The sequence below is a fragment of the Bradyrhizobium sp. McL0616 genome (assembly GCF_049993385.1).
Classification (GTDB): Bacteria; Pseudomonadota; Alphaproteobacteria; order Rhizobiales; family Xanthobacteraceae; genus Bradyrhizobium.
On the sequence record NZ_CP188255.1, the window covers coordinates 5511745 to 5536081 of the forward strand.

24 protein-coding genes and 1 pseudogene are annotated in these 24337 nt (G+C 64.1%); 9 read left to right on the forward strand and 16 right to left on the reverse strand.

Annotated features, from left to right (window positions below; translation table 11 throughout):
• Positions 1–2: 2 nt before the first annotated feature.
• The 4 genes from ACPPVR_RS27010 to cysS are packed head-to-tail and all read right to left on the reverse strand — an operon-like array spanning position 3 to position 3936.
• Positions 3–380, reverse strand: coding sequence for a VOC family protein (locus tag ACPPVR_RS27010; protein WP_426609604.1), 378 nt, complete (start codon positions 378–380; stop codon positions 3–5).
• Positions 381–434: 54 nt separating this feature from the next.
• Positions 435–2033 carry a citramalate synthase gene (gene cimA / locus ACPPVR_RS27015; RefSeq protein ID WP_426609605.1) on the reverse strand — a complete coding sequence of 533 codons (1599 nt, stop codon included), beginning with the start codon at positions 2031–2033 and terminating at the stop codon, positions 435–437.
• Positions 2030–2539: a GNAT family N-acetyltransferase gene (locus tag ACPPVR_RS27020; protein ID WP_426609606.1), complete on the reverse strand. Its 510-nt coding sequence runs from the start codon at positions 2537–2539 to the stop codon at positions 2030–2032. The genes cimA and ACPPVR_RS27020 overlap by 4 nt, the downstream gene beginning before the upstream one ends.
• Complete coding sequence (gene cysS / locus ACPPVR_RS27025; RefSeq protein WP_426609607.1) at positions 2539–3936, reverse strand: cysteine--tRNA ligase; 1398 nt, start codon at positions 3934–3936, stop codon at positions 2539–2541. Before cysS ends, ACPPVR_RS27020 begins: the two co-directional genes overlap by 1 nt.
• Positions 3937–4228: 292 nt before the next feature.
• Between cysS and ACPPVR_RS27030 the strand changes: the two genes are divergently transcribed.
• Together ACPPVR_RS27030 and ACPPVR_RS27035 are read left to right on the forward strand one after the other, a co-directional pair.
• Entirely contained in the window at positions 4229–4534 is a 306-nt protein-coding gene (locus ACPPVR_RS27030; RefSeq protein ID WP_426609608.1) for a hypothetical protein, read from the forward strand.
• A gap of 129 nt (positions 4535–4663) precedes the next feature.
• The gene (locus tag ACPPVR_RS27035; protein WP_426609609.1) at positions 4664–5857 is read left to right on the forward strand and encodes a DUF2865 domain-containing protein; all 1194 of its coding nucleotides are present in this window, start codon (positions 4664–4666) and stop codon (positions 5855–5857) included.
• 1 nt (position 5858) lies between these two features.
• Here ACPPVR_RS27035 and ACPPVR_RS27040 read toward each other — a convergent pair whose 3' ends face one another.
• Genes ACPPVR_RS27040 through ACPPVR_RS27050 form a run of 3 tightly spaced genes read right to left on the reverse strand, consistent with a single transcriptional unit; the run spans position 5859 to position 9381 of the window.
• On the reverse strand, positions 5859–7616 hold the full coding sequence (locus ACPPVR_RS27040; RefSeq protein WP_426609610.1) for an NAD+ synthase: 1758 nt from the start codon (positions 7614–7616) through the stop codon (positions 5859–5861).
• A gap of 18 nt (positions 7617–7634) precedes the next feature.
• Positions 7635–7988: a diacylglycerol kinase gene (locus ACPPVR_RS27045; protein WP_015686935.1), complete on the reverse strand. Its 354-nt coding sequence runs from the start codon at positions 7986–7988 to the stop codon at positions 7635–7637.
• A 4-nt stretch (positions 7989–7992) separates the two neighbouring features.
• Positions 7993–9381: a class II 3-deoxy-7-phosphoheptulonate synthase gene (locus ACPPVR_RS27050; RefSeq protein ID WP_426609611.1), complete on the reverse strand. Its 1389-nt coding sequence runs from the start codon at positions 9379–9381 to the stop codon at positions 7993–7995.
• Between the two features lie 182 nt (positions 9382–9563).
• Here ACPPVR_RS27050 and ACPPVR_RS27055 point away from each other — a divergent pair.
• A pseudogene (locus ACPPVR_RS27055) lies at positions 9564–10068 on the forward strand (hypothetical protein).
• A gap of 3 nt (positions 10069–10071) precedes the next feature.
• Here the strand turns inward: ACPPVR_RS27055 and ACPPVR_RS27060 are convergent.
• Both ACPPVR_RS27060 and ACPPVR_RS27065 read right to left on the reverse strand, forming a co-directional pair.
• On the reverse strand, positions 10072–11382 hold the full coding sequence (locus tag ACPPVR_RS27060; RefSeq protein ID WP_426609612.1) for an ATP-binding protein: 1311 nt from the start codon (positions 11380–11382) through the stop codon (positions 10072–10074).
• Positions 11379–12041 (reverse strand): response regulator transcription factor, encoded by a 663-nt coding sequence (locus ACPPVR_RS27065; protein ID WP_426609613.1) that lies wholly within the window; start codon positions 12039–12041, stop codon positions 11379–11381. The genes ACPPVR_RS27060 and ACPPVR_RS27065 overlap by 4 nt, the downstream gene beginning before the upstream one ends.
• Positions 12042–12266: 225 nt before the next feature.
• Between ACPPVR_RS27065 and ACPPVR_RS27070 the strand changes: the two genes are divergently transcribed.
• From ACPPVR_RS27070 to ACPPVR_RS27080, 3 genes are all read left to right on the forward strand, one after another.
• Positions 12267–13016 (forward strand): hypothetical protein, encoded by a 750-nt coding sequence (locus ACPPVR_RS27070; RefSeq protein ID WP_426609614.1) that lies wholly within the window; start codon positions 12267–12269, stop codon positions 13014–13016.
• Between the two features lie 62 nt (positions 13017–13078).
• Positions 13079–13480 (forward strand): hypothetical protein, encoded by a 402-nt coding sequence (locus ACPPVR_RS27075; protein ID WP_426609615.1) that lies wholly within the window; start codon positions 13079–13081, stop codon positions 13478–13480.
• Positions 13481–13546: 66 nt separating this feature from the next.
• Complete coding sequence (locus ACPPVR_RS27080) at positions 13547–14335, forward strand: hypothetical protein (RefSeq protein ID WP_426609616.1); 789 nt, start codon at positions 13547–13549, stop codon at positions 14333–14335.
• Here the strand turns inward: ACPPVR_RS27080 and ACPPVR_RS27085 are convergent.
• From ACPPVR_RS27085 to ACPPVR_RS27105, 5 genes are all read right to left on the reverse strand, one after another.
• Positions 14322–16076 carry a cytochrome c biogenesis protein DipZ gene (locus ACPPVR_RS27085; protein WP_426609617.1) on the reverse strand — a complete coding sequence of 585 codons (1755 nt, stop codon included), beginning with the start codon at positions 16074–16076 and terminating at the stop codon, positions 14322–14324. The two genes, ACPPVR_RS27080 and ACPPVR_RS27085, sit on opposite strands and share 14 nt — an antisense overlap.
• A gap of 13 nt (positions 16077–16089) precedes the next feature.
• A complete protein-coding gene (locus ACPPVR_RS27090; protein ID WP_426609618.1) occupies positions 16090–17070 on the reverse strand; it encodes an aldo/keto reductase in 981 nt (326 codons plus the stop codon).
• A gap of 52 nt (positions 17071–17122) precedes the next feature.
• Positions 17123–17929, reverse strand: a complete 807-nt coding sequence (locus ACPPVR_RS27095) for a substrate-binding domain-containing protein (protein WP_426609619.1) — start codon at positions 17927–17929, stop codon at positions 17123–17125.
• A 41-nt stretch (positions 17930–17970) separates the two neighbouring features.
• On the reverse strand, positions 17971–18624 hold the full coding sequence (locus ACPPVR_RS27100; RefSeq protein ID WP_426609620.1) for a M24 family metallopeptidase: 654 nt from the start codon (positions 18622–18624) through the stop codon (positions 17971–17973).
• 84 nt (positions 18625–18708) lie between these two features.
• A complete protein-coding gene (locus tag ACPPVR_RS27105; RefSeq protein WP_426609621.1) occupies positions 18709–18948 on the reverse strand; it encodes a hypothetical protein in 240 nt (79 codons plus the stop codon).
• 179 nt (positions 18949–19127) lie between these two features.
• Here ACPPVR_RS27105 and ACPPVR_RS27110 point away from each other — a divergent pair, with 179 nt between their 5' ends.
• The 3 genes from ACPPVR_RS27110 to ACPPVR_RS27120 all read left to right on the forward strand — a co-directional run bounded on the left by ACPPVR_RS27110 (position 19128) and on the right by ACPPVR_RS27120 (position 22392).
• Positions 19128–20135: a hypothetical protein gene (locus tag ACPPVR_RS27110; RefSeq protein WP_426609622.1), complete on the forward strand. Its 1008-nt coding sequence runs from the start codon at positions 19128–19130 to the stop codon at positions 20133–20135.
• Positions 20136–20424: 289 nt separating this feature from the next.
• Positions 20425–21945: an aldehyde dehydrogenase gene (adh, locus tag ACPPVR_RS27115; protein ID WP_426609623.1), complete on the forward strand. Its 1521-nt coding sequence runs from the start codon at positions 20425–20427 to the stop codon at positions 21943–21945.
• A 66-nt stretch (positions 21946–22011) separates the two neighbouring features.
• Positions 22012–22392, forward strand: coding sequence for a DUF779 domain-containing protein (locus ACPPVR_RS27120; RefSeq protein WP_426609624.1), 381 nt, complete (start codon positions 22012–22014; stop codon positions 22390–22392).
• A 1-nt stretch (position 22393) separates the two neighbouring features.
• Here ACPPVR_RS27120 and ACPPVR_RS27125 read toward each other — a convergent pair whose 3' ends face one another.
• Positions 22394–22657: a hypothetical protein gene (locus ACPPVR_RS27125; RefSeq protein ID WP_426609625.1), complete on the reverse strand. Its 264-nt coding sequence runs from the start codon at positions 22655–22657 to the stop codon at positions 22394–22396.
• 183 nt (positions 22658–22840) lie between these two features.
• Positions 22841–24325: an aldehyde dehydrogenase family protein gene (locus tag ACPPVR_RS27130; protein WP_426616193.1), complete on the reverse strand. Its 1485-nt coding sequence runs from the start codon at positions 24323–24325 to the stop codon at positions 22841–22843.
• Positions 24326–24337 lie beyond the last annotated feature (12 nt).

A 24337-nucleotide genomic window follows, 5' to 3' on the forward strand; every position in this document is an offset into this window, starting at 1 on the left:
GATCAGCCCGTCGGAAACGTCACCGCCTCGATGCGGTTGCCATCGGGGTCGACGATGAAGGCCGCGTAATAGCGCACGCGATCATGCGGGCGGATGCCCGGGGCGCCGTCGGATGCACCGCCGGCCGCAAGTGCGGCCGCGTGAAACGCATCAACCTCGCTCGTCGCTTTCGCCCGCAGGCAGATGTGCACGCCGCTCTCCGGCGGCACACGCGGCATGGCCTCGCGCAGATTGATCCAGAATTCGGGATAGGTCTTGCCGAAGCCGATTGTGCGAGTCCGGGTCACCACGCGTGTGAGGCCGAGGGCGGCGAGTATTGCCTCGTAGAATTTTGCAGAGCGTTCGAGATCGCTGACGCCGACAGAGATGTGGTCGATCATTGGTCGCGCTCCCCTCTCTCCTCGCAATGACGCTGTTTTTGGCCCCGCGGTCCCCTACGCCGGCGCGCCCGACTTCACGAGCTTGTAGATCACCGAATCCATCAGCGCCTGGAACGAGGCGTCGATGATGTTCGGGGACACGCCGACCGTGGTCCACCTGTCGCCGTTCTCGTCCTCGCTCTCGATCAGCACGCGCGTGACCGCGCCGGTGCCGCCGTTGAGGATGCGGACGCGGTAGTCGATCAGCTTCAGGCCCTCGATATACTTCTGATACTTGCCGAGGTCCTTGCGGAGCGCAACGTCGAGCGCGTTGACCGGGCCGTTGCCTTCGGCCGCCGAGATCAGGTGCTCGCCGGCGACGTCGACCTTGACCACGGCCAGCGCCACGGTGACACGCTCGCCGTGCGAATTGTAGCGCTGCTCGACATTGACGTCGAACTGCTCGACCTCGAAATATTGTGGCACCTTGCCGAGCGTGCGGCGCGCCAGCAGATCGAACGAGGCGTTGGCGGATTCATAGGCGTATCCAGCCGCCTCGCGCTCCTTCAATTCCTCGACCAGCCGCGTCAGCTTCGGATCGCTCTTCTCGTAAGCGATGCCGGCACGGTCGAGCTCGGCGATGACGTTGGAGCGGCCGGCCTGGTCCGACACCAGCACCTTGCGGTGATTGCCGACCAATTCCGGCAGCACGTGCTCATAGGTCTGCGGGTCCTTCATCACGGCGGAAGCATGAATGCCGGTCTTGGTGACGAAGGCGCTCTCGCCGACATAGGCCGCATGTCGGTTCGGCACGCGATTAAGCATGTCGTCGAGCGTGCGCGAGACCTTGACCAGGGTCGCGAGCTTCTCCGGCGTGACGCTGATCTCGAAGGCGTCGGCAAACTCCTGCTTCAGCTTCAAGGTCGGGATCAGCGAGCAGAGATTGGCATTGCCGCAGCGCTCGCCGAGTCCGTTCAGCGTGCCCTGGATCTGGCGCGCGCCGGCGCGCACCGCGGCCAGCGAATTTGCTACCGCCTGCTCGGTGTCGTTATGGGCGTGGATGCCAATGTGATCGCCGGGGATGTGTTTTGTCACCTCGGCGACGATCGCCTCGACCTCGTTCGGCATGGTGCCGCCATTGGTGTCGCACAACACGACCCAGCGCGCGCCGGCCTCATAGGCGGCCTTGGCGCAGGCGAGCGCGAAGCTGGAATCCTCCTTGTAGCCGTCGAAGAAATGCTCGCAATCGAGCATCACCTCACGGCCGGCGGCCTTCGCGGCCGCAACGCTGTCGCGGATCGAGGCCAGGTTTTCCTCTTTCGTCGTCTCCAGCGCGACGCGCACCTGATAGGCGGAGGATTTTGCCACGAAGCAGATCGCGTCGGCCTTCGCTTCGAGGAGACCTGCGACGCCGGGATCATTGGACACCGAGCGCCCGGCCCGCCGCGTCATGCCGAAGGCGGTGAAGCGCGCATGGGTGAGCTTCGGCTTGGTGCCGAAAAATTCGGTGTCAGTCGGATTGGCGCCGGGATAGCCGCCCTCGACATAGTCGATGCCGAGCTCATCCAGCATCGCGGCGATGATCTGCTTGTCGGCCAGCGTGAAATCGACGCCATTGGTCTGCGCGCCGTCGCGCAGCGTGGTGTCGAAGAGGTAAAGGCGCTCCTTGCTCATTGCAGTGCTCCCGACGCGGGATTGGCTCCGAGCGTCTTCTGCATGGTGGTGTTGGCGAGCCACTCGTCGTTGACGGTGATGCTGTTGCGCTGCATGGCGACATAGCCGCGCTTGGCGAAAAACCCTTGCGCGTTATCGCTAGCGTCGACAGTCAGCTTGTCCGCACTACGGCCGCCGGCGAGCTTTTCCAGCGCGTCGACGAGCATCGTCGCCAGGCCCTGTCCGGCTACCGCTGGATGCACGTAGAGCATGCGGATGTGATCCTTTCCGCGCAGCGACGCAAAGCCCACGGGCGAGCCGTCCAGCGTCGCGATCAGAGTCAAATCTGTCGCCAGCCGCTTGCCGAACTCTTCGTCCTCGGCCGCCGCCATCCAGGCTTGCTGCTGCGCCTCATTGTAATCGTCGCCGGTCAGCTCCTCGATCGCCGCGGTGAAGATCGCGGCAAGCATCGGAACGTCGGCCGGCAGGAAGGGCCGCAAGCCGGGTTTTGGAAGCGCTTGTGCCATCACGCGAGCTCCCATGTCGTCACCGGCTTGCCGTCGGAACCCTTGCCGTCCTTGATCACGACGCCCTTGGCCGCGAGCTCGTCACGGATGCGATCGGATTCCTTGAAGTCTTTTCGCGCGCGCGCAGCCGCACGCTCCGCGATCAGGCGGTCGATCTCGCTCGCATCGATGCCGCTCGCCTGCTGCTTGCGGCCTTGCCATTGCGCGGCGCTCTCGGACAGGAAGCCGAGCAGTCGCAGCGACGCGGCAAGACCAGCGGCGTCGGAATTGTTGCGCAGGCCATGCAGCGCCGCGATCGCCAGCGACGTGTTGAGGTCGTCGAACAGCGGCTCGACCACGGACGCGGCCGCTTGGCCGGGCGCGACGTCCGCCGCAAAGCGATACCAGTCGTCGAGCGTTTTCGCGCTCTCTTCCAGCGACTTCATGGTCCAGTCGATCGGCGAGCGATAGTGCGTCTTCAGCATATTGAGGCGCAGCACCTCGCCCGGCCAGTCCGCGAGCAATTCGTGGATGGTCACGAAGTTGCCGAGCGACTTCGACATCTTCTCGCTCTCGACCTGGAGGAAGCCGTTGTGCATCCAGTAGTTCGCCATGCGCTCCCGGTGAAAGGCGCAGCAGGTCTGCGCCACCTCGTTCTCGTGATGCGGGAACACGAGATCGATGCCGCCACCATGGATGTCGAAATATTCACCGAGATGCTTCCAGGCCATGGCCGAGCACTCGACGTGCCAGCCAGGACGCCCCTCTGCGCCGATGCCGGCCGGCGACGGCCATGAAGGTTCGCCCGGCTTGGACGGCTTCCACAGCACGAAATCGGTCGCGTCGCGCTTGTAGGGCGCGACATCGACGCGGGCACCGGCGATCATCTCGTCGAGTGAACGCTTCGACAGCGTGCCATAGCGCGGCAGCGTGGAATTGGCCGCATTCATCGCCTGCGGCGAGAACAACACGTGGTCCTCGGCGACATAGGCAAAGCCGCCGGCGACCAGCCTTTCGATGATCTCGCGCATCTCGCCGATATGCTCGGTCGCACGCGGCTCGACGCTCGGCCGGAGCGCGCCAAGCGCATCGACGTCGGCATGAAACTGCTTCCCCGTCTGCTCGGTGACCTTGCGGATCGCCTCGTTCAGCGGCAGGCCGGGAAAGTCCCGCGCGGCTCGGTCGTTGATCTTGTCGTCGACGTCGGTGATGTTGCGGACATATTTGACGTGCGCCTCGCCATAGAGATGGCGCAGCAGCCGAAACAGCACGTCGAACACGATCACCGGCCGCGCGTTGCCGATATGGGCGAAGTCATAGACGGTCGGTCCGCAGACATACATGCGGACATTGTTCGCATCGAGCGGCACGAAGGCGCGCTTGTCCCGGCTCAGCGTATCGTAAAGGCGCAATTCCATATGGATACCCATCGGCTGTTGGCCGGGCGTCCAGTGCTCTCAATGGTTTTGAGAAAAGACGGCTCCAGCCAGCGAATCGCTAGCTCGTAATCTCGCGGCAAATGCCACAAATGGCGAGGAGACCGTACATCCGGCACATATGGGCTATGAGGCGCCCCCGCGTCAAGGGAGCCGCGAAAATGCCGTTTTGTCTCCGCAAAGCGCAGCCGCCCTGCCTTGATGGTTCATCATCCTTAACCTTTTGAGTCTATTCGGAAGCTGGCGGTTCCCTAAAGCCCCCCCGGTGCTCCCCATGCGATCCCTGTTCGCGCTCGTCTCCTGTGCCCTCATCGTCGCGGCAGCCAGCGCGTCGGCCGAGACCCGCGTCTTCATCATCGCCAACCAGGCGGACGGCTACGGTGTCGACCAGTGCCTGGCCAAGGGCGAAAAATGCGGCGCGCAGGTTGCGCGCAGCTACTGTCAGTCACGGGACTTTGCGCAGGCCTCGGCCTACCGCCGGGTCGATCCCGACGAAATTACCGGCTCTGTCCCCAAATCCGGCGCAAACTGCTCCCATGGCCATTGCGACGAATATGTCGCAATCACCTGCCAGCGCTGAATTCGCTCGGAACTGGCGGGCCTTAGGACCCATCTTCGGCCCCTGAAACGACGTGACGATGCCGCAGGAAGCGGCTATTGGAGGGCGCGCTTCGGCCCCCAACTCACCCTGGGCCGTGACCTCGCTAGAATGGCGGATATGCCTGAATTTTTGTTTCTGTCCCGTCCCCGATCCCTCTTAGCCTGCGCCGTGCTTCTAGGCACGGTCGTCCTCGCCAGCGATGCCCTCGCACAGGCCGGCCCGCCCGGACCGCCGCCGGCTCCGCCCGCGCAAGGCGGGCTCGGGCCGAACCCGATGTGCGCCCGACTGGAAGGACAACTCGCCGCGCTCAGCGGTGGGGCGAGCGGCGACCCCGCGCGTGACGAGCAGATCCGCCGCTACCAGGATTCCCAGACCCGCCAGCAGGCAGAGCTCGACCGCGTCACCATGCAGGCCAAGCGCATGGGCTGCGATTCCTCCGGCTTTTTCTCGCTGTTCAACGGCCAGTCGGCGCAGTGCGGTCCGGTCAACACCCAGATCCAACAGATGCGCGCCAATCTGGACCAGATCATCGGTAACCTCGAACGCCTGCGCGGCGGCGGTCCCGGCGGCGGTAGCCCGGAACGCGACAGCCAGCGCCGCTCGGTGCTGATTGCGCTGGCACAGAACAATTGCGGCCCGCAATACGCCAACGCCGCGCAGTCGCAGGGCGGCAACTTCCTGAGCAATCTGTTCGGCGGCAACAGCGCCAACAATCCGCCGGGCGCGCCGCCCGCCGATCTCGGCGGCCCGCAATCCGGCACTTTCCGCACCGTGTGCGTGCGCACCTGCGACGGCGCGTATTTCCCGATCTCGTTTGCGACCGTGCCGGCACGCTTCCCCGATGACGAGAAGACCTGCAAGGCGCTGTGCCCGGCGGCGGAAGCCGTGCTCTACGCCCATCGCAATCCCGGCGAGGACATGAGCTCCGCGGTCTCGATCAGCGGCCAGCCCTACACGGCGCTGCCGACCGCCTTCAAATTCCGCAGCGAGTTCAACCCGTCCTGCTCGTGCAAGGCCGCGGGCCAGAGCTGGGCCGACGCGCTGAAATCGGCCGACGACAAGGCCGCGGTCGAGCAGCAGGGTGACATCATCGTCACCGAGGAAAGCGCCAAGAAGATGCAGCAGCGGCAGCTCACCAAGGGCGCGCCTGCGACCACTGCCAAGAAGGGCGCTGCTCCTGCTCCGACGACGGCCACCGCGCCAGCCGCCACGCCGCCTGCGGACACGGATACAACGACGTCGACCGAGAACAAGCCGATCCGTTCGGTCGGGCCGAGCTTCCTGCCGCAGCAGCAGAAGTAGCTTAACCCTCGAACGCGTCGATCGAGGCGCGGCTGCCGCGCGAGACCAGCGTCTCGTCCGGGGCGGCTAGCTGCTCGCCCCGATCGCGAAAGCGGTTGGTGATGGGATAGCGGCGATCGCGGCCAAAATTCCTGGCCGTCACCTTCACGCCCGGCGCGGCCTGGCGGCGCTTGTATTCAGCGACGTTGAGAAGATGGTCGATGCGGGTCACCGTCTCGCGGTCGAACCCGGCAGCGATGATCCGGTCGAGCGGCTCCTCGCGCTCGACCAGCCGTTCCAAAATGGCGTCGAGTACCTCATAGGGCGGCAGCGAGTCCTGATCGGTCTGGTTCTCGCGCAGCTCCGCCGTCGGCGGACGCGTGATGATGTCGGGCGGGATCACCTCGCCCGCAGGTCCAAGCGCGCCATCTGGCTTCCACGCATTGCGCAGCGCCGCCAAGCGGAACACCTGCGTCTTGTAGATATCCTTGATCGGATTGAAGCCGCCATTCATGTCGCCATAGAGCGTGGCGTAGCCGATCGACATTTCCGACTTGTTGCCGGTGGTCACCACCATCAGCCCGGTCTTGTTGGAGATCGCCATCAACAGCGTGCCGCGAGTGCGGGCCTGGAGATTCTCCTCGGTGACATCCGCCGGCAGATTCTTGAAGATGCCATCGAGGATGGTCTCGAACCCGTTCACGGCCTCCGCGATCGGCAGCACCTCATAGCGGATGCCGAGATGGCCCGCGAGTTCGCCGGCGTCCGCAATCGAGCTTGGCGCGGTGTAGCGAAAAGGCAGCATCACGCCGTGTACCTGATCGGCGCCGAGCGCGTCGACCGCGATCGCCGCGCACAGGGCGGAATCGATGCCGCCGGAGATGCCGAGCAGTACGCCGGGGAAACCGTTCTTGGTGACGTAGTCGCGCAGGCCGAGCACGCAGGCCGCGTAGTCGGCATGGTCGCCCTCGGGCTGCTGCGCGATCGGGCCCGTGCAGCGCCAGTCGTCACCAGTCCTGACAAAGCGCAGCGTGGTGATGTTTTCCTCGAACGCCGGCAATTGTGCCGCGAGCGAGAGATCGCCGTTGAGCGCAAACGATGCGCCATCGAACACCAGCTCGTCCTGGCCGCAGACCTGGTTGAGATAGACCAGCGGCAGCCCGCTCTCGGTGACGCGCGCCACTGCGACTGACAGGCGCACATCGCTCTTGTCGCGGGCATAGGGCGAGCCGTTTGGCACCAGAATGATCTCGGCGCCGGTCTCGGCCAGCGTCTCGACGACGTTCTCGTAGTCCTCGGACTCCTCCAGCCAGATGTCCTCGCAGATCGGCACGCCGATGCGCACGCCGCGCACGGTCACCGGGCCTGACGCGGGCCCGCGCGAAAACAGTCGCTTCTCGTCGAACACGCCGTAGTTCGGCAGATTGCATTTGAAACGCAACGCGGCGATGCGGCCGCCGTCGAGCAGCGCGCAGGCATTGTAGAGCTTGCCGTCCTCGACCCAGGGCGTGCCGACCAGCATTGCCGGGCCGCCATCGGCGGTCTCGCGCGCGAGGCTTTCGATCGCGGCGCGGCAGGCAGCCTGGAACGAAGGCTTCTGCACGAGGTCTTCCGGCGGGTAGCCGGCGATGAACAATTCCGGAAACAGCACGAGATCGGCGCCGTCGGCGGCGGCTTGCATGCGCGCGGCCCGCGCCTTCGCGGCATTGCCCTCGATGTCACCCATCGTCGGATTGAGCTGGGCGAGCGTGACCGCAAATGCGTCGAGACGTTCGGTCATGGCCGCCTTATCCTGTGGCTAGACGAAACCCAACCGCTCGACGATGGCAAGAATCCAGAATGCCCCGGCCATCAGCAGTGCGACGCCGACGGCGGCCGAGCCCATGTCCTTGACCCGCCCGATCTGCTTGTCGTGATCCATGGTCAGGCGATCGGCAAGCTTCTCGATCGCGGTGTTGAGCAGCTCGACCACCAGCACGAACGCGACCGCGCAAACCAGCTCGACCGCGCGCGTTGCGGTCGAGCCGACGAACCAGGCGAGCGGCAGCGACAGCAGGAGCGCAAAAATCTCCTCGCGGACGGCTTGCTCCGAACGGAACGCAAAGGCCAGGCCGTTGCGGGAGTTGATCGTGGCCTTCCAGATCCGCAGCAAGGTCTTAGAGCCCCGCTACGGCCGGCATCGGCCTGACCTTGCCGGCGCGCTCCTGCTTCAGCAGCTCCGCCACCAGGAAGGCCATGTCGATGGATTGCTCGGCATTGAGGCGGGGATCGCAGACCGTGTGGTAGCGATCGTTGAGGTCCTCATCCGTGATCGCGCGGGCGCCGCCGATACACTCGGTAACGTCCTGACCGGTCATCTCCAGATGCACGCCGCCGGCGTGGGTGCCTTCCGCGGCGTGAATGGTGAAGAACGACTTCACCTCCGACAGCACGCGATCGAACGGCCGCGTCTTGTAGCCCGAGGTCGAGGTGATGGTGTTGCCATGCATCGGATCGCACGACCAGACCACCACTTTGCCCTCGCGCTTCACCGCGCGGATCAGGTTCGGCAAATGGTCGGCGACCTTGTCGGAGCCGAAGCGATTGATCAGCGTCAGTCGGCCCGGCTCGTTGTCGGGGTTGAGCACGTCGATCAGCTTCAACAGCTCGTCGGGCTTGAGCGACGGGCCGCACTTCAGGCCGATCGGGTTCTTGATGCCGCGGAAATATTCGACATGGCCGTGATCGAGCTGGCGGGTGCGATCGCCGATCCAGATCATGTGGCCCGACGTCGCGTACCAGTCGCCGGTCGTGGAATCGACGCGGGTCATGGCCTGCTCGTAGCCGAGCAGCAGCGCCTCATGGCTGGTGTAGAAATCGGTGGCGCGCAGCTCGGGGTGGCTTTCGAGATCGAGGCCGCAGGCGCGCATGAAATTCAGCGCGTCCGAGATACGATCGGCCAGCTCCTTGTAGCGGCGGGACTGCGGCGAGTCCTTGAGGAAGCCGAGCATCCACTGATGCACGCTGCCGAGATTGGCGAAACCACCGGTGGCGAACGCACGCAACAGGTTCAGCGTCGCAGCCGACTGGCGATAAGCCATCAGCTGGCGCTGCGGATCGGGCACGCGCGCTTCCTTGGTGAAGGCGATGTCGTTGACGATGTCGCCGCGATAGCTCGGCAGCTCGACGCCGTCGATCTTCTCGGTCGGCGATGACCGCGGTTTTGCAAACTGGCCAGCGATGCGGCCGACCTTCACCACCGGCAACGCGCCGGCATAGGTCAGCACCACCGCCATCTGGAGCAGGACGCGGAAGAAGTCGCGGATGTTGTTGGCGCCGTGCTCGGCAAAGCTCTCGGCACAATCGCCGCCCTGGAGCAGGAAAGCCTCGCCGGCGGCCACACGCGCCAGCGCCTTCTTCAAATTGCGTGCCTCGCCCGCGAACACCAGCGGCGGAAAGGTCGCAAGCTGCGCCTCGACGTCGGCCAAAGCCTTGGCGTCGGGATAATCGGGCACCTGGAGCACCGGCTTGCTGCGCCAGGACTCGGGCGTCCACCGCTCGGACATCGCAATCTCTCCGTGAAGCAAAAAGTGCAACCTGATCTGTGGGTTGCGAGGGCCGCGTTATACACAGGCTCGCCCCCGACCGCCAGTTGTAAATCCATTTCGCACTGCAAACCCTTGCGGGGAAAGCTGAATTCGCATTTGCTGGGGAACCAGCAGAGACCGGGCAAGGACAACGGCCGTTTATGGACGCCGCAAGCGACGACGTTTTCATCGACGAGATCAGCTTCCCGGCCACCGACGGGTATGCGCTGACCGGCACCCTGTTCCTGCCGCGCGGCACCAAACGCGTCTACGCCTTCATGAATTTTGTCGGCGTGCCGCTGGTCCACACGCTCGGCTACGCGCCGGGCTGGGCCGGCATCGGCGAAGATTTGCCCAAGGGCGTTCCTGCAATGGGCCGAATAGGTCTCGAGCCCGCGTTATCTCTTCGATTCAAAGCTGCCGGCGCTGGAGAATTTCGCCAAGTTCAAGGGCGAGCTGCGCGCGCTGTGCTTCTCCGACGATCCCTGGGCGACACGGCCCGCGGTCGAGCTGCTGACCAGCGGCTTCACCGCGATCAAGCCGGAGGTGCTGACGGTGAAACCGTCCGACGTCGACGCCAAGGCGATCGGCCATTTCGGCTTCTTCCGCCCCGAACACCGCGACACGCTGTGGCGCGGAGTTGCGGCGTGGATTCAGGGGGAGTGATCGTCACGCAGTCGCAGCCGGCAATCTGACGATAATCCTCAATCCAGTTCGACCCGCTTCGGTGATGTTTACAGCGTCGATCGTCCCACCAAGTCGGTCGACAATCCGCTTGACGATCGAGAGGCCGAGACCGACGCCATCGCCTTCCGGACGTTGACCACGGAAGAACGGCTCAAAAATCCGACTGATCTCGTCGGGGGAAACGCCGGGACCAGTGTCGTCGATCTGAAGCACGGCCATCGCGCCGACCTGGTGAATCGCCACGTCGATCCTGCCACCCTCCGGCGTGAACCGGAGCGCATTGTCGATGAGATTACGGATCATCGCGGCGAGCATGACAGGCTCACCGCGCACCGGAGCAGGCTCGGCTCGTTCGAAGCCAAGATCGACACCGCGGCTGATCGCCTCCCGCAAGAGATCGGCGATAACCCCTCTCGCTGCGCGATCGAGCTCGACGACCTCCCATTGCGCGCGATCGGGCGGCGCAGCGTCGTGCCGCGCCAATGCGAGCAACTGCTCCAAAAGGTGCTTGCTGCGACGCATGCCCTGCCGAAGCAGTGCAAGGCGCTCGCGCGCTGCCGGCGGCAATTCGACTTGATCGAGATTTTCGGCTTGTAAGCTCATCGCCGTAATCGGTGTGCGCAGTTCGTGCGCGGCGTCCGCGATGAACCTCCGCTGCTGCCCTATCATCTCGTGCATGCGCTGCAACAAGCCGTTGATCGAAGATACGAACGAATTCAGTTCGCTCGGGAGGTCGCGGAGCGGGAGGGCCGTCATGTCGTCAGCGCGCCGGAGGTCGAGCTCCCGCGCCAGCTGCACCATCGGTCGAAGCGACCGGGCGATGACAAAAGCGATCACCAGCATCAGGCAAGGGATCAGCGCGGCGATCGGAAGCACGGTGCGGAGCGCCATGTCACTTGCGATCTCATCCCTAACCCCAGTGCTCTGCGCCACCGCAAACCGGCTTCCGTCGGACCGCGTCCTCAGCACCACCCGGACCGGATTTCCCTTTCGCGTCGCATCGCGCATCCCATCCTGAAGCCGCCACAACTGGCGCTCCTCGGGTGTGCCTTGCGGCGTCCTGCCCAGCTCCATCAGCCAAACTTCGGAGTCCTCATCTACCCCGTGAAGGTCCTGAGCTCCCGTGAAACCACCGCTCTGAACGAGACCAGCGATCTGGATCAGCACCGAGTCTTGCGTCTCGATGGCTTCGTCGAATGCCCACCGGTGCGCAAAGACGCCTCCCACAAGGCCTGTCAGCAGGACAATCGTCGTCAAGCTGATGAACAGCCGGCCGCGCAGCGACTTGATCATGGCGCGCGATCCACCATCCATCCCATCCCGCGCACGTTACGGATCGCCTCCGTACCGAGCTTCTTTCGAATGGTGTGGATCAGGAATTCGACCGCGTTGCTTTCGACCTCCTCGTTCCAACCGTAAAGCTGCCGCTCGAGCTCGCTCCGCGACAGGATGGTGCCGGGCCGCGTCAGCAAAGCCTGGAGCAGCGCGAACTCGCGCGCGGTCAGGAGGGCCGTTTGGCCACACAGCGAGGCCTCGCGGGTCGCAGGATCGAGACTGAGCTTGCCGTTGCCAAGCACGGCGGGCGCACCGCTGCCTTCGCGGCGAAGCACCGCCCGCATGCGCGCCAGCAGTTCGCGGATCTCGAATGGCTTGACCAGATAGTCGTCTGCGCCGAGATCGAGGCCTTCGATCCGGTGATCGACGCTGTCCCGCGCGGTGACGATAATGACGGGGCACTTGTAGCCATTCGCGCGCAATTGCCGCAGGACATCGCGACCGTCCGTGTTCGGCAGACCAAGATCGAGCAGCAGCACCTCGTAAGACTCGCTCGCGGCGGCCAGCAGCGCAGTCTCGCCATCCCTGACCCAGTCGACGGCATAGGCGGCATCCTTCAGCGCCTGCTCCACGGCGGCACCAACCATCCTGTCGTCCTCGATCAGCAGAACCCGCAAAACTCGATCCTCGAAACCGCCGGGCCATAGGCCGTCAAAATCATGACCATCCCGACTTAGCGCAGAGTTAGGGAGCGCCAGCAGGCCCAAATTGCGGCGAAGGACGCCTGCGCCGAAAAATCTCGTCTCTAAGCCGGGCCTAAGTCGCCAACGCGACAGTCCGACATCGCTTCGGCTTTGGGAGATTTCGGCGTGTCGCAATATTCAGGCTCTGGCGCAAGACGGATGCTGAACAAGGTTCCGGAGATCACCGCGATCTTCTGGGGCATCAAGATTCTCTCGACCACGGTCGGCGAGACCGGCGCCGACTATCTCGCGGTGCATGTCGGCCTCGGCGCCAGCCTGACCGCAATCTGCATGAGCGGCCTGCTGGTCGCCGCGTTGCTGCTGCAACTGAGCCGCCGCGTCTATGTGCCCTGGATCTACTGGCTCACCGTCGTCCTCGTCAGCATCGTCGGCACGCAGCTTACGGATCTGCTCACCGACAAGCTTGAGATCAGCCTCTATGTCAGCACCGCTTCATTCGCCTGTGCGCTCGCGGCGACCTTCGCGATCTGGTACGGCGTCGAGCGGACGCTATCGATCCACAGCATCATCACGACACGGCGCGAGTTGTTCTACTGGACCGCGATCCTATTCACCTTCGCGCTCGGCACGGCCGCCGGCGATCTTGCCACCGAAGCGCTCGGTCTCGGTTTCCAGCTCGGCGTCGTCGCCTTCGGCATGCTGATCGCGGCGGTGACAATGACCTATTACATCGGCGCCAATCCCGTCCTCACATTCTGGCTTGCCTACATCCTCACCCGTCCGCTCGGCGCTTCGCTCGGCGATCTGCTGTCGCAGTCGCGTGACTATGGCGGCCTGGGCCTCGGCACAATCCAGACCAGCATCGCCTTCCTGACCGTGATCGTCGGCCTCGTCGCCTGGGTGACGTTCGAGGGCGATGGCGCGCGCCGCGCCGATCCCGTGCAGTAGCTCGATCCCAACAGTCTTCACCGCTCCCTGCATGGACGCAGGAGCACAACAGGAGAAACCACATGATGAAACTCATTCCCGCTATCGCCGTCTGCCTGCTGACGACCTTCACGGGCGAACCGAACATGCATGCGAGCCAGCACTTCACCTTCGTGCCGCTGGCGGAAGCCGCGACCGCCAAGCTCGGCGATCTCATGCCATTCCGGAGCATCGTGGTCGACGTCGCCGCGCTGCTCGACAAGGGCGACCTTGCAGGAGCCAAGACCCGGATCAAGGACCTCGAGACCAAATGGGACGAGGCCGAAGCCGGATTGAAGCCGCGAGCTGCCGCCGACTGGCACACCGTCGACAAGGCGATCGACCGCGCGCTGGAATCGCTGCGCGCAGGCACGCCGGATGCCGCTAAGTGCAAGCAGGCCGTCGCCGCCCTGCTCTCGGTCATGGACAGCGTCGCCAAAGCCTGACGCTTCCAACGCACCGTCATCCCGTCAGCCGCGGACCTCCGCGGCTGATGCAGCAACGAGGATTGCATGGAAGATCATACCAAGATCGGCATCATCAGCGAGAGCAAGGTCCCGGAAGTCACGCTCGGCTTCTGGATCATCAAGATCGCCGCCACAACCCTGGGCGAGACCGGCGGCGACACCGTCACCATGACGCTGAACTGGGGCTATCTCGCGGGCACATATCTGTTCCTGGCAGCGATGATCGTCCTCGTCGCCGCGCAAATTCGCGTGCAAAAATTCCATCCGGCGCTGTACTGGGCAACCATCGTGGCCTCGACCACTTTCGGCACGACGATGGCCGACTTCGCCGATCGTTCACTTGGCATTGGATACACCGGCGGATCGACGCTGCTGCTCACCTGCCTCGTGCTTGTGCTCGGTCTCTGGTATCGCGCCGAAGGCACCATCTCGGTCAATAGTGTCAGCACACCGCGGGTCGAGGCCTTCTATTGGGGCGCAATCGCCTTTTCCCAGACGCTCGGCACCGCGCTCGGCGACTGGATCGCCGACACCGGCGACATGGGCTATCGCGGCGGCGCGCTGATCTTCGCGGCCGGGCTCGCCGTCATTGCCGTCCTCTATTTCTGGACCAGTGTCTCGCGCGTTACGCTGTTCTGGGCGGCCTTCATCCTGACCCGTCCGCTCGGCGCAACCGTCGGCGACTTCCTCGACAAGCCGGTCGATCATGGCGGACTCGCTTTGAGCCGGCCGCTGGCCTCGGCGGTGATCGCGGCATTCATGGTGGCCTGCCTGCTGCTGATCCCGCAGCGCGCGGGACAGCATCCCGGCGATCCCTCGCTCAGCCGAACGTGAAGGCGTAAGCTTGAACGCCGGGATCGAGGAATCGGATCTCGAAGGTGTGGTCGGCGACGGTGTCCGGCGTGCGGACGAGCTGATAGAGGCGCTGCGTCGTCACCACGCCGTTGCCGTCGGCATCCGTGTCCATGCCATGAGCCGCACCGGGCGGCTCGCCCTCGATGGTGATGCGGAAGCGGATGTTGGCGCCTTCAATGGCGGAACCGAGCACGAGGTGCAGGTCGCGGGCGTGAAAGCGATAGACGATGCTGCCGGCGGGCGCGTTGAGCTGCGCGCGCTCGGGGCCGACCGTCCAGTTGCCGATTAGCGACCAATCGTTGAGCTGTGGTTCACCGGCAGCATAGACGTGGCTCTCGTCCTTCACCACGCCACCGGGCGAGACGAAATTCTCACTCCGTTCATAGCCGAGATAAGTCTCGGACGATTTGACATCGGTACCGTCCGAGGCCGCCGCCTCTGCGCCCGATGCCTTGACGGCGACGACGTCGGACGGGACGTTCGTGTTGCCGGCCTCGCCAAGCAGCGTCTGGATGACGCGCTCGGACTCCGCATACTCGCCCTCGCCGAAATGATGGTGGCGAACCTTGCCGCTGGCATCGATGAAGTAATGCGCGGGCCAGTACTGGTTCTCGAAGGAGCGCCAGATCTTGTAATCGTTGTCGATGGCGACGGGATAACCGATCTTGAGCGTCGCAACGGCGTTCTTGATGTTGTCGACGTTACGCTCGAACGCGAATTCCGGCGCATGAACGCCGATCACGACGAGACCGCGGTCGCGATATTTCTCCGCCCAGGCGCGGACATACGGTACCGAGCGCAGGCAGTTGATGCAGGAATAGGTCCAGAAGTCGACCAGGACGACCTTCCCTTTCAACTGCTCCAGCGTCAGCGGCGGCGAGTTCAGCCATTGCTGCGCACCGGCGAGCGAGGGATCGAGATCTTCGATCATCAGATCCGATGCGCCCTCGCCGGCCGGCTTGGCCTGTATTGACGGACCGGTCATCGCGGTCTTGGCATTCGGGTGCAGCCTGTCGAGCAGTGCCTGCTCCAGCGACGTCGTGCTGCCGACCGAGAGATTGGTAAGGAATCCAGTGTCGAGGCCAAGGGAGATCGCGACGACGGCTGCGAGAACGGCGACGCCCACGCCGCGCCTGATCCATTCGCCGGCACCAATCGAGCGCTTCATCGCGGCAAAGACACGGCCGCCGACCAGGAGCGCCAGCGCCAGCGATGTTGCTGCGCCAGCGGCATAAACCAGAAGCAGCAGCGCTGTCCCGGTGTTCGCACCCTGAAGCGCGGCGCCGGTCAGGATCAGGCCGAGCACCGGACCGGCGCAAGGCGCCCAGAGAAAGCCGGTGGCAATTCCGAGCACGAGCGGCGCGACAAGGCTGTCCTCGCCCGGCTGGTCCGCTGATTGCGAGATGCGCGCGCCGACCGCAACGAGCGGCCGCATCAGGCGGTCGGCGAGTTCGGGAAACACCAGTGTCAGGCCGAATATGGCAAGCAGGATCAGCGCGGCACCACGCCCGTATTGATTGGCAGAGACGACCCAGCCGCCCGCAATCGACGCAAGCGTCGCAACGACGGCGAAAGCCAGCGACATGCCGATCAGCATTGGCAGCCCGTTCCGCAGGAAAGGCCGGTCGGCGCGCGCCAGTACGAAGGGGGTGACCGGCAGGATGCACGGGCTCACGATGGTCAGGACGCCACCGAGATAGGCAAGCAAATAGAGAATCATGAGCCCGCTCTTGTCAGGAGAAGCCGGATACGCGATGCGGCACGTAAGGTGCCTCCAATGTCTTGATCTCGTCATCGCCGAGCTTGAGGGACAGTGCAGCAACGGCATCGGTCAGATGCTCGACCTTGGACGCACCGACGATCGGCGACGTCACGCCCTTCTTCTGGAGCAACCAGGCCATGGCGACCTGCGCCCGCGGCACGCCCCGCGCGGCTGCGATCTTGCCTACCGCTTCGGTCACCTGACGGTCGGAGTCCGGAAAATCGTTGTAGAGCGTCTTGCCGAACTCATCGGTCTCGAGCCGCGCGCTGCTCTCGGCCCACGCCCGCGTCAGCCGTCCGCGCGCCAGCGGGCTCCACGGCATTACCGCAATGCCCTGGTCGAGGCAGAATGGCAGCATCTCCCGCTCCTCCTCCCGATTGATGAGGTTGATGTGGTCCTGCATGCTGACGAACTCGGTCCAGCCGTTGATGCGCGAGGTGTAGATCGCCTTTGCAAACTGCCACGCATACATGTTGGAGGCGCCGATATAGCGCGCCTTGCCGGCCTTCACGACGTCATGCAGCGCTTCCATCGTCTCCTCGATCCGCACCGTCGGGTCGCCGCGATGGATCTGGTAGAGATCGACGAAATCGGTGCCGAGCCGCTTCAGGCTGTTGTCGATCTCGGCAAAGATCGCCTTGCGCGACAGCCCGGCCCCGTTCGCGCCTGGCCGCATCCGGCCGTTGACCTTGGTCGCGAGCACGATGTCGTCGCGCTTGACGAACTCCTTCAGCGCGCGACCGACGATCTCCTCCGAAGTGCCGTCGGAATAGACATTGGCGGTATCGAAGAAATTGATGCCAAGATCGAGCGCCTTGCGGATCAGCGGCCGGCTCTTTTCCTCCTCAAGCGTCCAGGGATGCGAGCCGCGATCGGGCACGCCATAGGTCATGCAGCCGATGCAGAGGCGGGAGACACCGAGGCCAGTCTTGCCGAATTTGACGTAGTCCATCTTCTTGCTCTTTCTTTGGGAGATGTTGACGCGGCTGTTCGGCCTGCTCTTATCACCGCTCGGAGGGAGCGATCTTCACAAGACCGTTTTCGGCGAGGATGTCCTGGCCCTTGTCCGAGAGCAGGAACAGCGCCAGCCGCGCGGCGGCCGGATTGTCGGTCAGCAGGGCAAGCCCGTAGGTCGCGACGACATCGATCTCCGACGGCAGGCGTGTGACCTTCAAGCCCGGGACCTCCCGCAAGGTCTGCTGCTGGCCGCTGCAATAGACCAGCAGAAGATCGGCCTTGTCGGCAAGGAAGATGCTGGCGGCCGGCGAGTGGCCTTCGAGCGGCTTGATGGCCGCCGGGCCACCGATCAGCTGCAAGGCCTTCTGGCTCAGCACCGCATCAGCGCCGGCCCGAACTTTCTCCGCGCGCTTGAACACGGCGAAAGCATAGTCGCCGCCGGGATCAACGACCGGCGTTGACGTAGCCAGCCTGATCTTGGGGGCCAGCATCGTCTCAAGTGCATTGGCCTCGGTCAGCCCCACCGCCTCGCGGCTGAACAGGCAGAGATTGTTGCGCGCGAAGGAGATCATCAGCGCCTGAGGCCGCTCGGCCGCCAGCCTGCGCGGATGCCCTGTGTCGGCCGACAAGAAAAGATCGGCGGCCTCTCCCTTCTCGATCCGCTCGCGCAGGCCGCCTGACGGACCGAAGACGGGGTCAGCAACCTGCGAAGCGTCGAGGCCGGCTGCCTTGATCGCCTGCTTGAGCGGAACAACCAGACTGCCGGCGGCAAAGACCTTTGCCGGTTCGGCGCGAACAGCCGTGACGCTGATCGCGAGAAGAAGCGCAGTAATGACGGCGTGTGAGGCTCGCATGGGCTGACCCTGTTCCTTTGACTGACCGGCGCGCGACAGTTCTAGAGCAGCCGCTCATAAAATCCACCGTAGGAGCTATTCGGCTCGACGAGATGGATTTCCAGAATCCAGTGCCGCTCCCGGCCGAGCTCGTCGGGGTCGCGCATCCGCTTGTCATTCCCGGGCATGATACGATTGAGGTTCTTGTCGCCGGGGATGTGCGCATGCGCGAACTCGCTGACGAGATGGCCGGCGATGACGCCGCCAAAACGCCATCCGGCTTCCTCCGAGGCCTTCTCTGCGAACGCGTACAAATCCTCGCCCGTTATTTCGGGTGATGCGTGATAGTGGGCCTGCACCCGATCGAAAACGACCGGAAGCGCCTCGACCAGCGAGCCGCCGGGATGATCTCCGAGGACATAAGTCCGCCCCAAATCCGCTTCCCAATCCTCGAACACCGGGCCGAGGTCGACATAAACGATGTCGTCGGCCGCGATGTCCCGGATCGGCGGATTGTCCGCCGCCAATGTCAACGTGTTGGCGCCGGCTCTCACGATGCGCTTGTGCCAGTGCTTTTCGACACCGAATTGCTCCAGGGCAATCTGATAAATCTCCTGCTCGATCTCGCGTTCAGTCCGGCCGGGCCGGACCAGGTTGCGCTTCTCGATCTCGTCAAACAGCGTCTCCGCTCGTTTCTCGGCCTCGACCAGCGCCATGCGCCGCTCTGAGGATCTTGCCTGCTCTAGCGTCAAATCTAGGAACTCCCCGCTCACCAACACAGCCGTGTTGGTCACTCTCTTCTATCTACGCCGCGTGACGGGCATTCCAGCTGGCGGCCGCGTCTCGATCAATTTTGCGGTGCACCCGTTGCAAATCAAGGCGCATTCGTCCGAGACCAGACCGAGCTTGATGTTGAGGCCGATGCCGAGATCCTGATCGCCAAGGCCCTCGATGATCCCGTTGCAACTCAGGCACCTGTGCTGAAAATCCTCCCAACAACCGTCGGCGGCGTCCTGCGCCGGTGCAATGTGACGAGACATCGTGGGCTCCTCTTAGATTCCGGCCATCGGCCTTCGTATCGCTATATTTACTGATATATATCGCAAGCGGCAAGGCGGACCGGGGAGGAGCAAAAGGATCCGCCAGCCACAGCGACAAAACGGCCGACAAAGCTCGCCTCTGAAGAATAGTCCCTTCTTATTCGTCAGGAATCGCAATCATGAAAAAATACGACAATGCCTCGCGCTCGCGCAGGCAGGGAGAAACGCTCACGACCGGTCGCACGCTCGGTGCGGCCGCTACTATCCTGGCCTCCTGCGTACTGACCACAGGCCTTGCCCAAGCACAGCCCCCTACTCTGGTCAGCGTACCCGACAAGAGCTTTCCCGAGAGCGTGACGGCAACCAGTGACGGCGCGCTCTATGTCGGAAGCTTCAATCGGGGCGGCGTGACGCGGATTACACCGACCGGCAAGGTGGACGCCTTCATCTCGCCCGGCGCCAATGGCAGCCGCTCCACGCTCGGGGTGCTGGCCGACGAGAAGAGCGGCACGCTCTACGCCTGCTCGAACGACCTGTCAGGCATGGGCGTTCCGAGCCCCGGCAGCGACAAAGGCGCCTTTCTCAAGACGTTCGACCTTCGGACCGGTGCGCCCAAGGCCAGCTTCGCGCTGAAGGACGAGAAGTCATTCTGCAACGACATCGCGGTTGGCGGAGACGGAACGGCTTACGTCAGCGATTCCTTCGCACCCTATGTCTATAGCCTCAAACCCGGCGAAACTGCGCTCGAGGTCTGGGCGACGGACCCGGTGCTAGCACCGGCCAAGGATGGCGTCGGCCTCGACGGCATCGCCGTCGGGGCCGACGGCGACCTCTATGTGACGACCTTCATTCCGGCAAAACTGTTCCGGATTGCCGCCAAGGACGGCAAGTCCGGTGCGATCACCGAGCTGAAGACGTCAAGCGCGCTGGACCATGCCGATGCACTGCGCGCATTCGGCAATGGCTTTCTGCTGATCGAGGGTGCCGGCCGGCTCGACAAGGTGACGGTCAGCGGCGACTCGGCGCAAATCGAGGTGATCAAGGACGGCCTCGCTGAGCCGGTCTCGGTGGCGCAGGTCGGCGACACCGGATGGGTTGCGGAGGGCAAGTTGTCCTACGTCATCGGCGAGAACAAAAGCAAAGATCCGGGCCCGTTCACGCTGAAGCCCATCGCACTGCCGAAGTAACGTGTTACCGAACGCGCAGCGCAGCAACCGCGCTGCGCGTTCATACCGCGCGACTGCACGCCATATTTGATCGCATATAGCGTTGACGAACCATTCGGCCCGGCGCAGACTTCGCGCGGTTTCGCCGGGATGATCCAAAATCTCCCCTCGTTGCCGGAGCGGCGAACGCTCCGGACCGGTTCACTTTGCGCCGTGGTGCTCCGCCGCAATCGGAGTGCCCGTTCGACGACGCGCGAGACCGCATGATTCAAGGCGCAGAGAACGCCGATCAATCCACGGAGGAAATACCATGTTCCAGCAGGCGCTCGACCAGGTTTCGAAAACACTCCTCATCCGCGAACGCTACGACAATTTCATCGGCGGCAAATGGGTCGCTCCGGTGGAGGGCAAGTATTTTGACAATCCGAGCCCGATCACCGGCAAGAAGCTTTGCTCGGTGCCCCGCTCCACCGCCGCCGACATCGAGCTCGCGCTCGATGCCGCCCACAAGGCCAAGGATGCCTGGGGCAAGACGTCGGTGCAGGAGCGCTCGCGTATCCTGAACAAGATCGCCGACAAGCTCGAATCCAATCTCGACCTGCTGGCGCTGATCGAGACCTTCGACAACGGCAAGCCGATCCGCGAAACGACGCATGCCGACATGCCGCTGGTGGTGGACCACTGGCGCTATTTCGCCAGTGTCGTGCGCGCCCAGGAAGGCGGCATCTCCGAGATCGACCACGACACCGTAGCTTATCACTATCACGAGCCGCTCGGCGTCGTCGGCCAGATCATTCCCTGGAACTTCCCGATTCTGATGGCGACCTGGAAGCTCGCGCCGGCGCTCGCTGCCGGCAATTGCGTGGTGCTCAAGCCCGCCGAGCAGACGCCGCTCGGCATCCTCGCAGTGATGGAGCTGATCGCCGACATCCTGCCACCCGGCGTCATCAACGTTGTCAACGGTTTCGGCATCGAGGCCGGCAAGCCGCTGGCGCAGAACAAGCGGATCGCCAAGATCGCCTTCACCGGCGAGACCACGACCGGCCGCATGATCATGCAATATGCGTCTGACAATCTGATCCCGGTGACGCTGGAACTCGGCGGCAAGTCGCCGAACATCTTCTTCGCCGACGTCGCCGAACACGACGACGACTTCCTCGACAAGGCGCTCGAAGGCTTTGCGATGTTTGCGCTGAACCAGGGCGAGGTCTGCACCTGCCCGAGCCGCGTGCTGGTGCAAGAGTCCATCTACGACAAGTTCATGGAGAAGGCGGTCGCGCGGACCAAGAAGATCAAGCAGGGCCACCCGCTCGATGCCTCCACCATGATCGGCGCACAGGCCTCCAACGACCAGCTCGAGAAAATCCTGTCCTACCTCGACATCGGCAAGCAGGAAGGCGCGAAAGTGCTGACCGGCGGCAAGCGCGCGAAGATGGAAGGCGAGCTCGCCGAGGGCTATTACGTCGAGCCGACGATCTTCGAGGGCCACAACAAGATGCGGGTGTTCCAGGAAGAGATCTTTGGGCCCGTCGTCTCGGTCGCAAAATTCAAGAACGAGGAAGACGCACTCGCGATCGCCAACGACACGCTCTACGGCTTAGGGGCCGGCGTCTGGACCCGCAACGGCAACCGCGCCTACCGGTTCGGCCGCGCCATCCAGGCCGGCCGGGTCTGGACCAACTGCTACCACGCCTACCCCGCGCATGCGGCGTTCGGCGGCTACAAGGCATCCGGCATCGGTCGTGAGAACCACAAGATGATGCTGGACCACTACCAGCAGACCAAGAACGTCCTGGTCAGCTACTCGACCAAGGCGCTCGGCTTCTTCTGATCGTTCGCCGCCTGGCGCAGGCGCGGTCCATCCGCGCCTGCGCCGCTTTTTGGGAGACGCGAATTCATGGTCAATCGGGTCGAGATCACGCCGAAAGCAGTGGAGATCCTCGCGCGCCTCAAGGTCCAGCACGGCGCGCTGATGTTCCACCAATCCGGCGGCTGCTGCGATGGCTCGGCGCCGATGTGCTATCCGGTCGGCGATTTCCGGGTCGGGCCGCAGGACGTGCTGCTCGGCAAGATCGCCGATTGCGCGTTCTACATCGGCGCCGCCCAGTTCGAATATTGGCAGCACACCCAGCTCATCATCGACGTCGTGCCCGGCCGCGGCTCGGGCTTTTCCGCCGAAGCGCCGGAGGGCGTGAGATTTCTGACGCGCAGCCGCGTCTTCACGGACGAAGAAGTGGCCGCGCTCGAAGCCGCAGGGCCGCCGGCGCGCGCCGCATGAATCAGCGAATGATCGTCGTCAGAGACGAATAACGCTTGTTCGGCTTGGATTCAGCGGCCGAAAACTGCGCAAAGGCCTCGCTGACGCGCACAGCCGGCGGCGTATCGCCTGCGAAGCGGAATTCCTTCGGCCGCGGCGCGTAGAAGCTGGCGCTGTAATAGGCGTCGTCGAACCGCGCCTCGCCGACGCCGAACACTACGTCGCACGCGAACAGGAGCGCGTAGACTCCCGCGAACGCAGCGACGATCTCCTTGAGAACTGACATGCTGATGCCCCACCCTTTTGCAGGCAGGATGCACCTCGGTTCCAAAACCCAGGTTTAAGGTGCTGCGGTTCTTGTCGGCAGGGTTTGCCTCTGCTGACCGGATTGCAGACAATTTTACCGAAAAAGAGAGCCCGCCTGACCGGGCGGATCAGGCGGACTCCAGGATTGGCCGCTCGGGAGGTATCAGACGGCCAAATTCATCCACACCGCTTTGGGCTCCGTGAAATTGTCGATCGCGGCGGTACCGTGCTCGCGGCCGAGGCCGGAGTCGCGCTCGCCGCCCCAGGGCAGGCGCACGTCGGTGTAGCCATAGGTGTTCATCCAGACGGTGCCCGCGCGCGCCCGCTTGGCAAAGCGCTGGAGCTTGCCGATGTCGCGGCTCCAGACGCCGGCAGCGAGGCTGTAGGCCGTGCCGTTAGCGATTCGTAAAGCATCAGCCTCGTCCTTGAACTTGATGACGCTGACGACGGGGCCAAAGATCTCTTCCTGCGAGATCCGCATCTCGTGCGCGACGCCCGCGAACACCGCAGGGCTGATGAAGTAGCCGCGCTCACCGAACTTCTCGCCGCCGGTGACGAGGGTGGCGCCTTCCTTCTGGCCGATATCGACGTAGTCGAGGATCGACTTCATCTGCTTCTCGGAGATCACGGGGCCGAGCACCGTCTTGCGGTCGAGCGGATCGCCGATTCTGAGCGATTTGGCACGCGCCGCCAGCCGCTCGACGACTTCGTCATAGGCCTTCTCCTGCACCAGCACGCGCGAGCCCGCCGAGCAGACCTGGCCCGCGTTGAAGAAGATGCCGGAGGCGGCAGCCTTGGACGCGGCTTCGAGATCGGCATCGTCGAAAATCACGTTGGCCGACTTGCCGCCGAGCTCGAGCGACACGCGCTTGAAGTTGCTGGCCGCACCCTTCATGATTCCGCGACCCACGCCGGGCGAACCGGTGAAGGTGACCTTGTCGACATCGGGATGATTGACAAGCGCGTCACCGACGACGCGGCCGGGGCCGGTGACGACGTTGAACACTCCCGCCGGCAGGCCCGCTTCGAGCGCGAGCTCGGCGATGCGCAGCGCCGACAGCGAGGTCAGCTCGGCCGGCTTCATCACGATGGTACAGCCGCAGGCCAGCGCCGGCGCGAGCTTCCACATGCCGATCATCAGCGGGAAATTCCAGGGCACGATCGCCGCGACCACGCCGACCGGCTCGCGCACGGTGTAGGTCAGGGCATCGTCGCGCACCGGCACGACGTCGCCGCTGATCTTGTCGGCCCAGCCGGCGTAGTAGATCAGCGTATCGACGGCAGCCGGGAAATCCTGGCGCGACGTCGCCGAGATCGGCTTGCCGGCATCGATCGACTCGATCTCGATGATCTCGTCGGCGTGAGCTTTAAGGAGCTCCGCCCAGCGCATCAGGATCTGGCCGCGTTCGGAGGCACGCATCGTGCGCCAGGGGCCTTCGAACGCCCGGCGGGCGGCGGCGACAGCGTGATCGATATCGGCCTCGTTGCCTTCGGCGACGGTGGCGATCACCTGGCCGGTGGCGGGGTTGAGAGATTTGAAGGTGCGGCCCGAGCTCGCCGGCACGCGGCGGCCGTCAATGAGCAGGCCCTGGGGGCGGGCCATGAACTCGGCGGCGGGGGAGCGCGCAAAGTCATATGCAACTGACATCATATTTCCTCC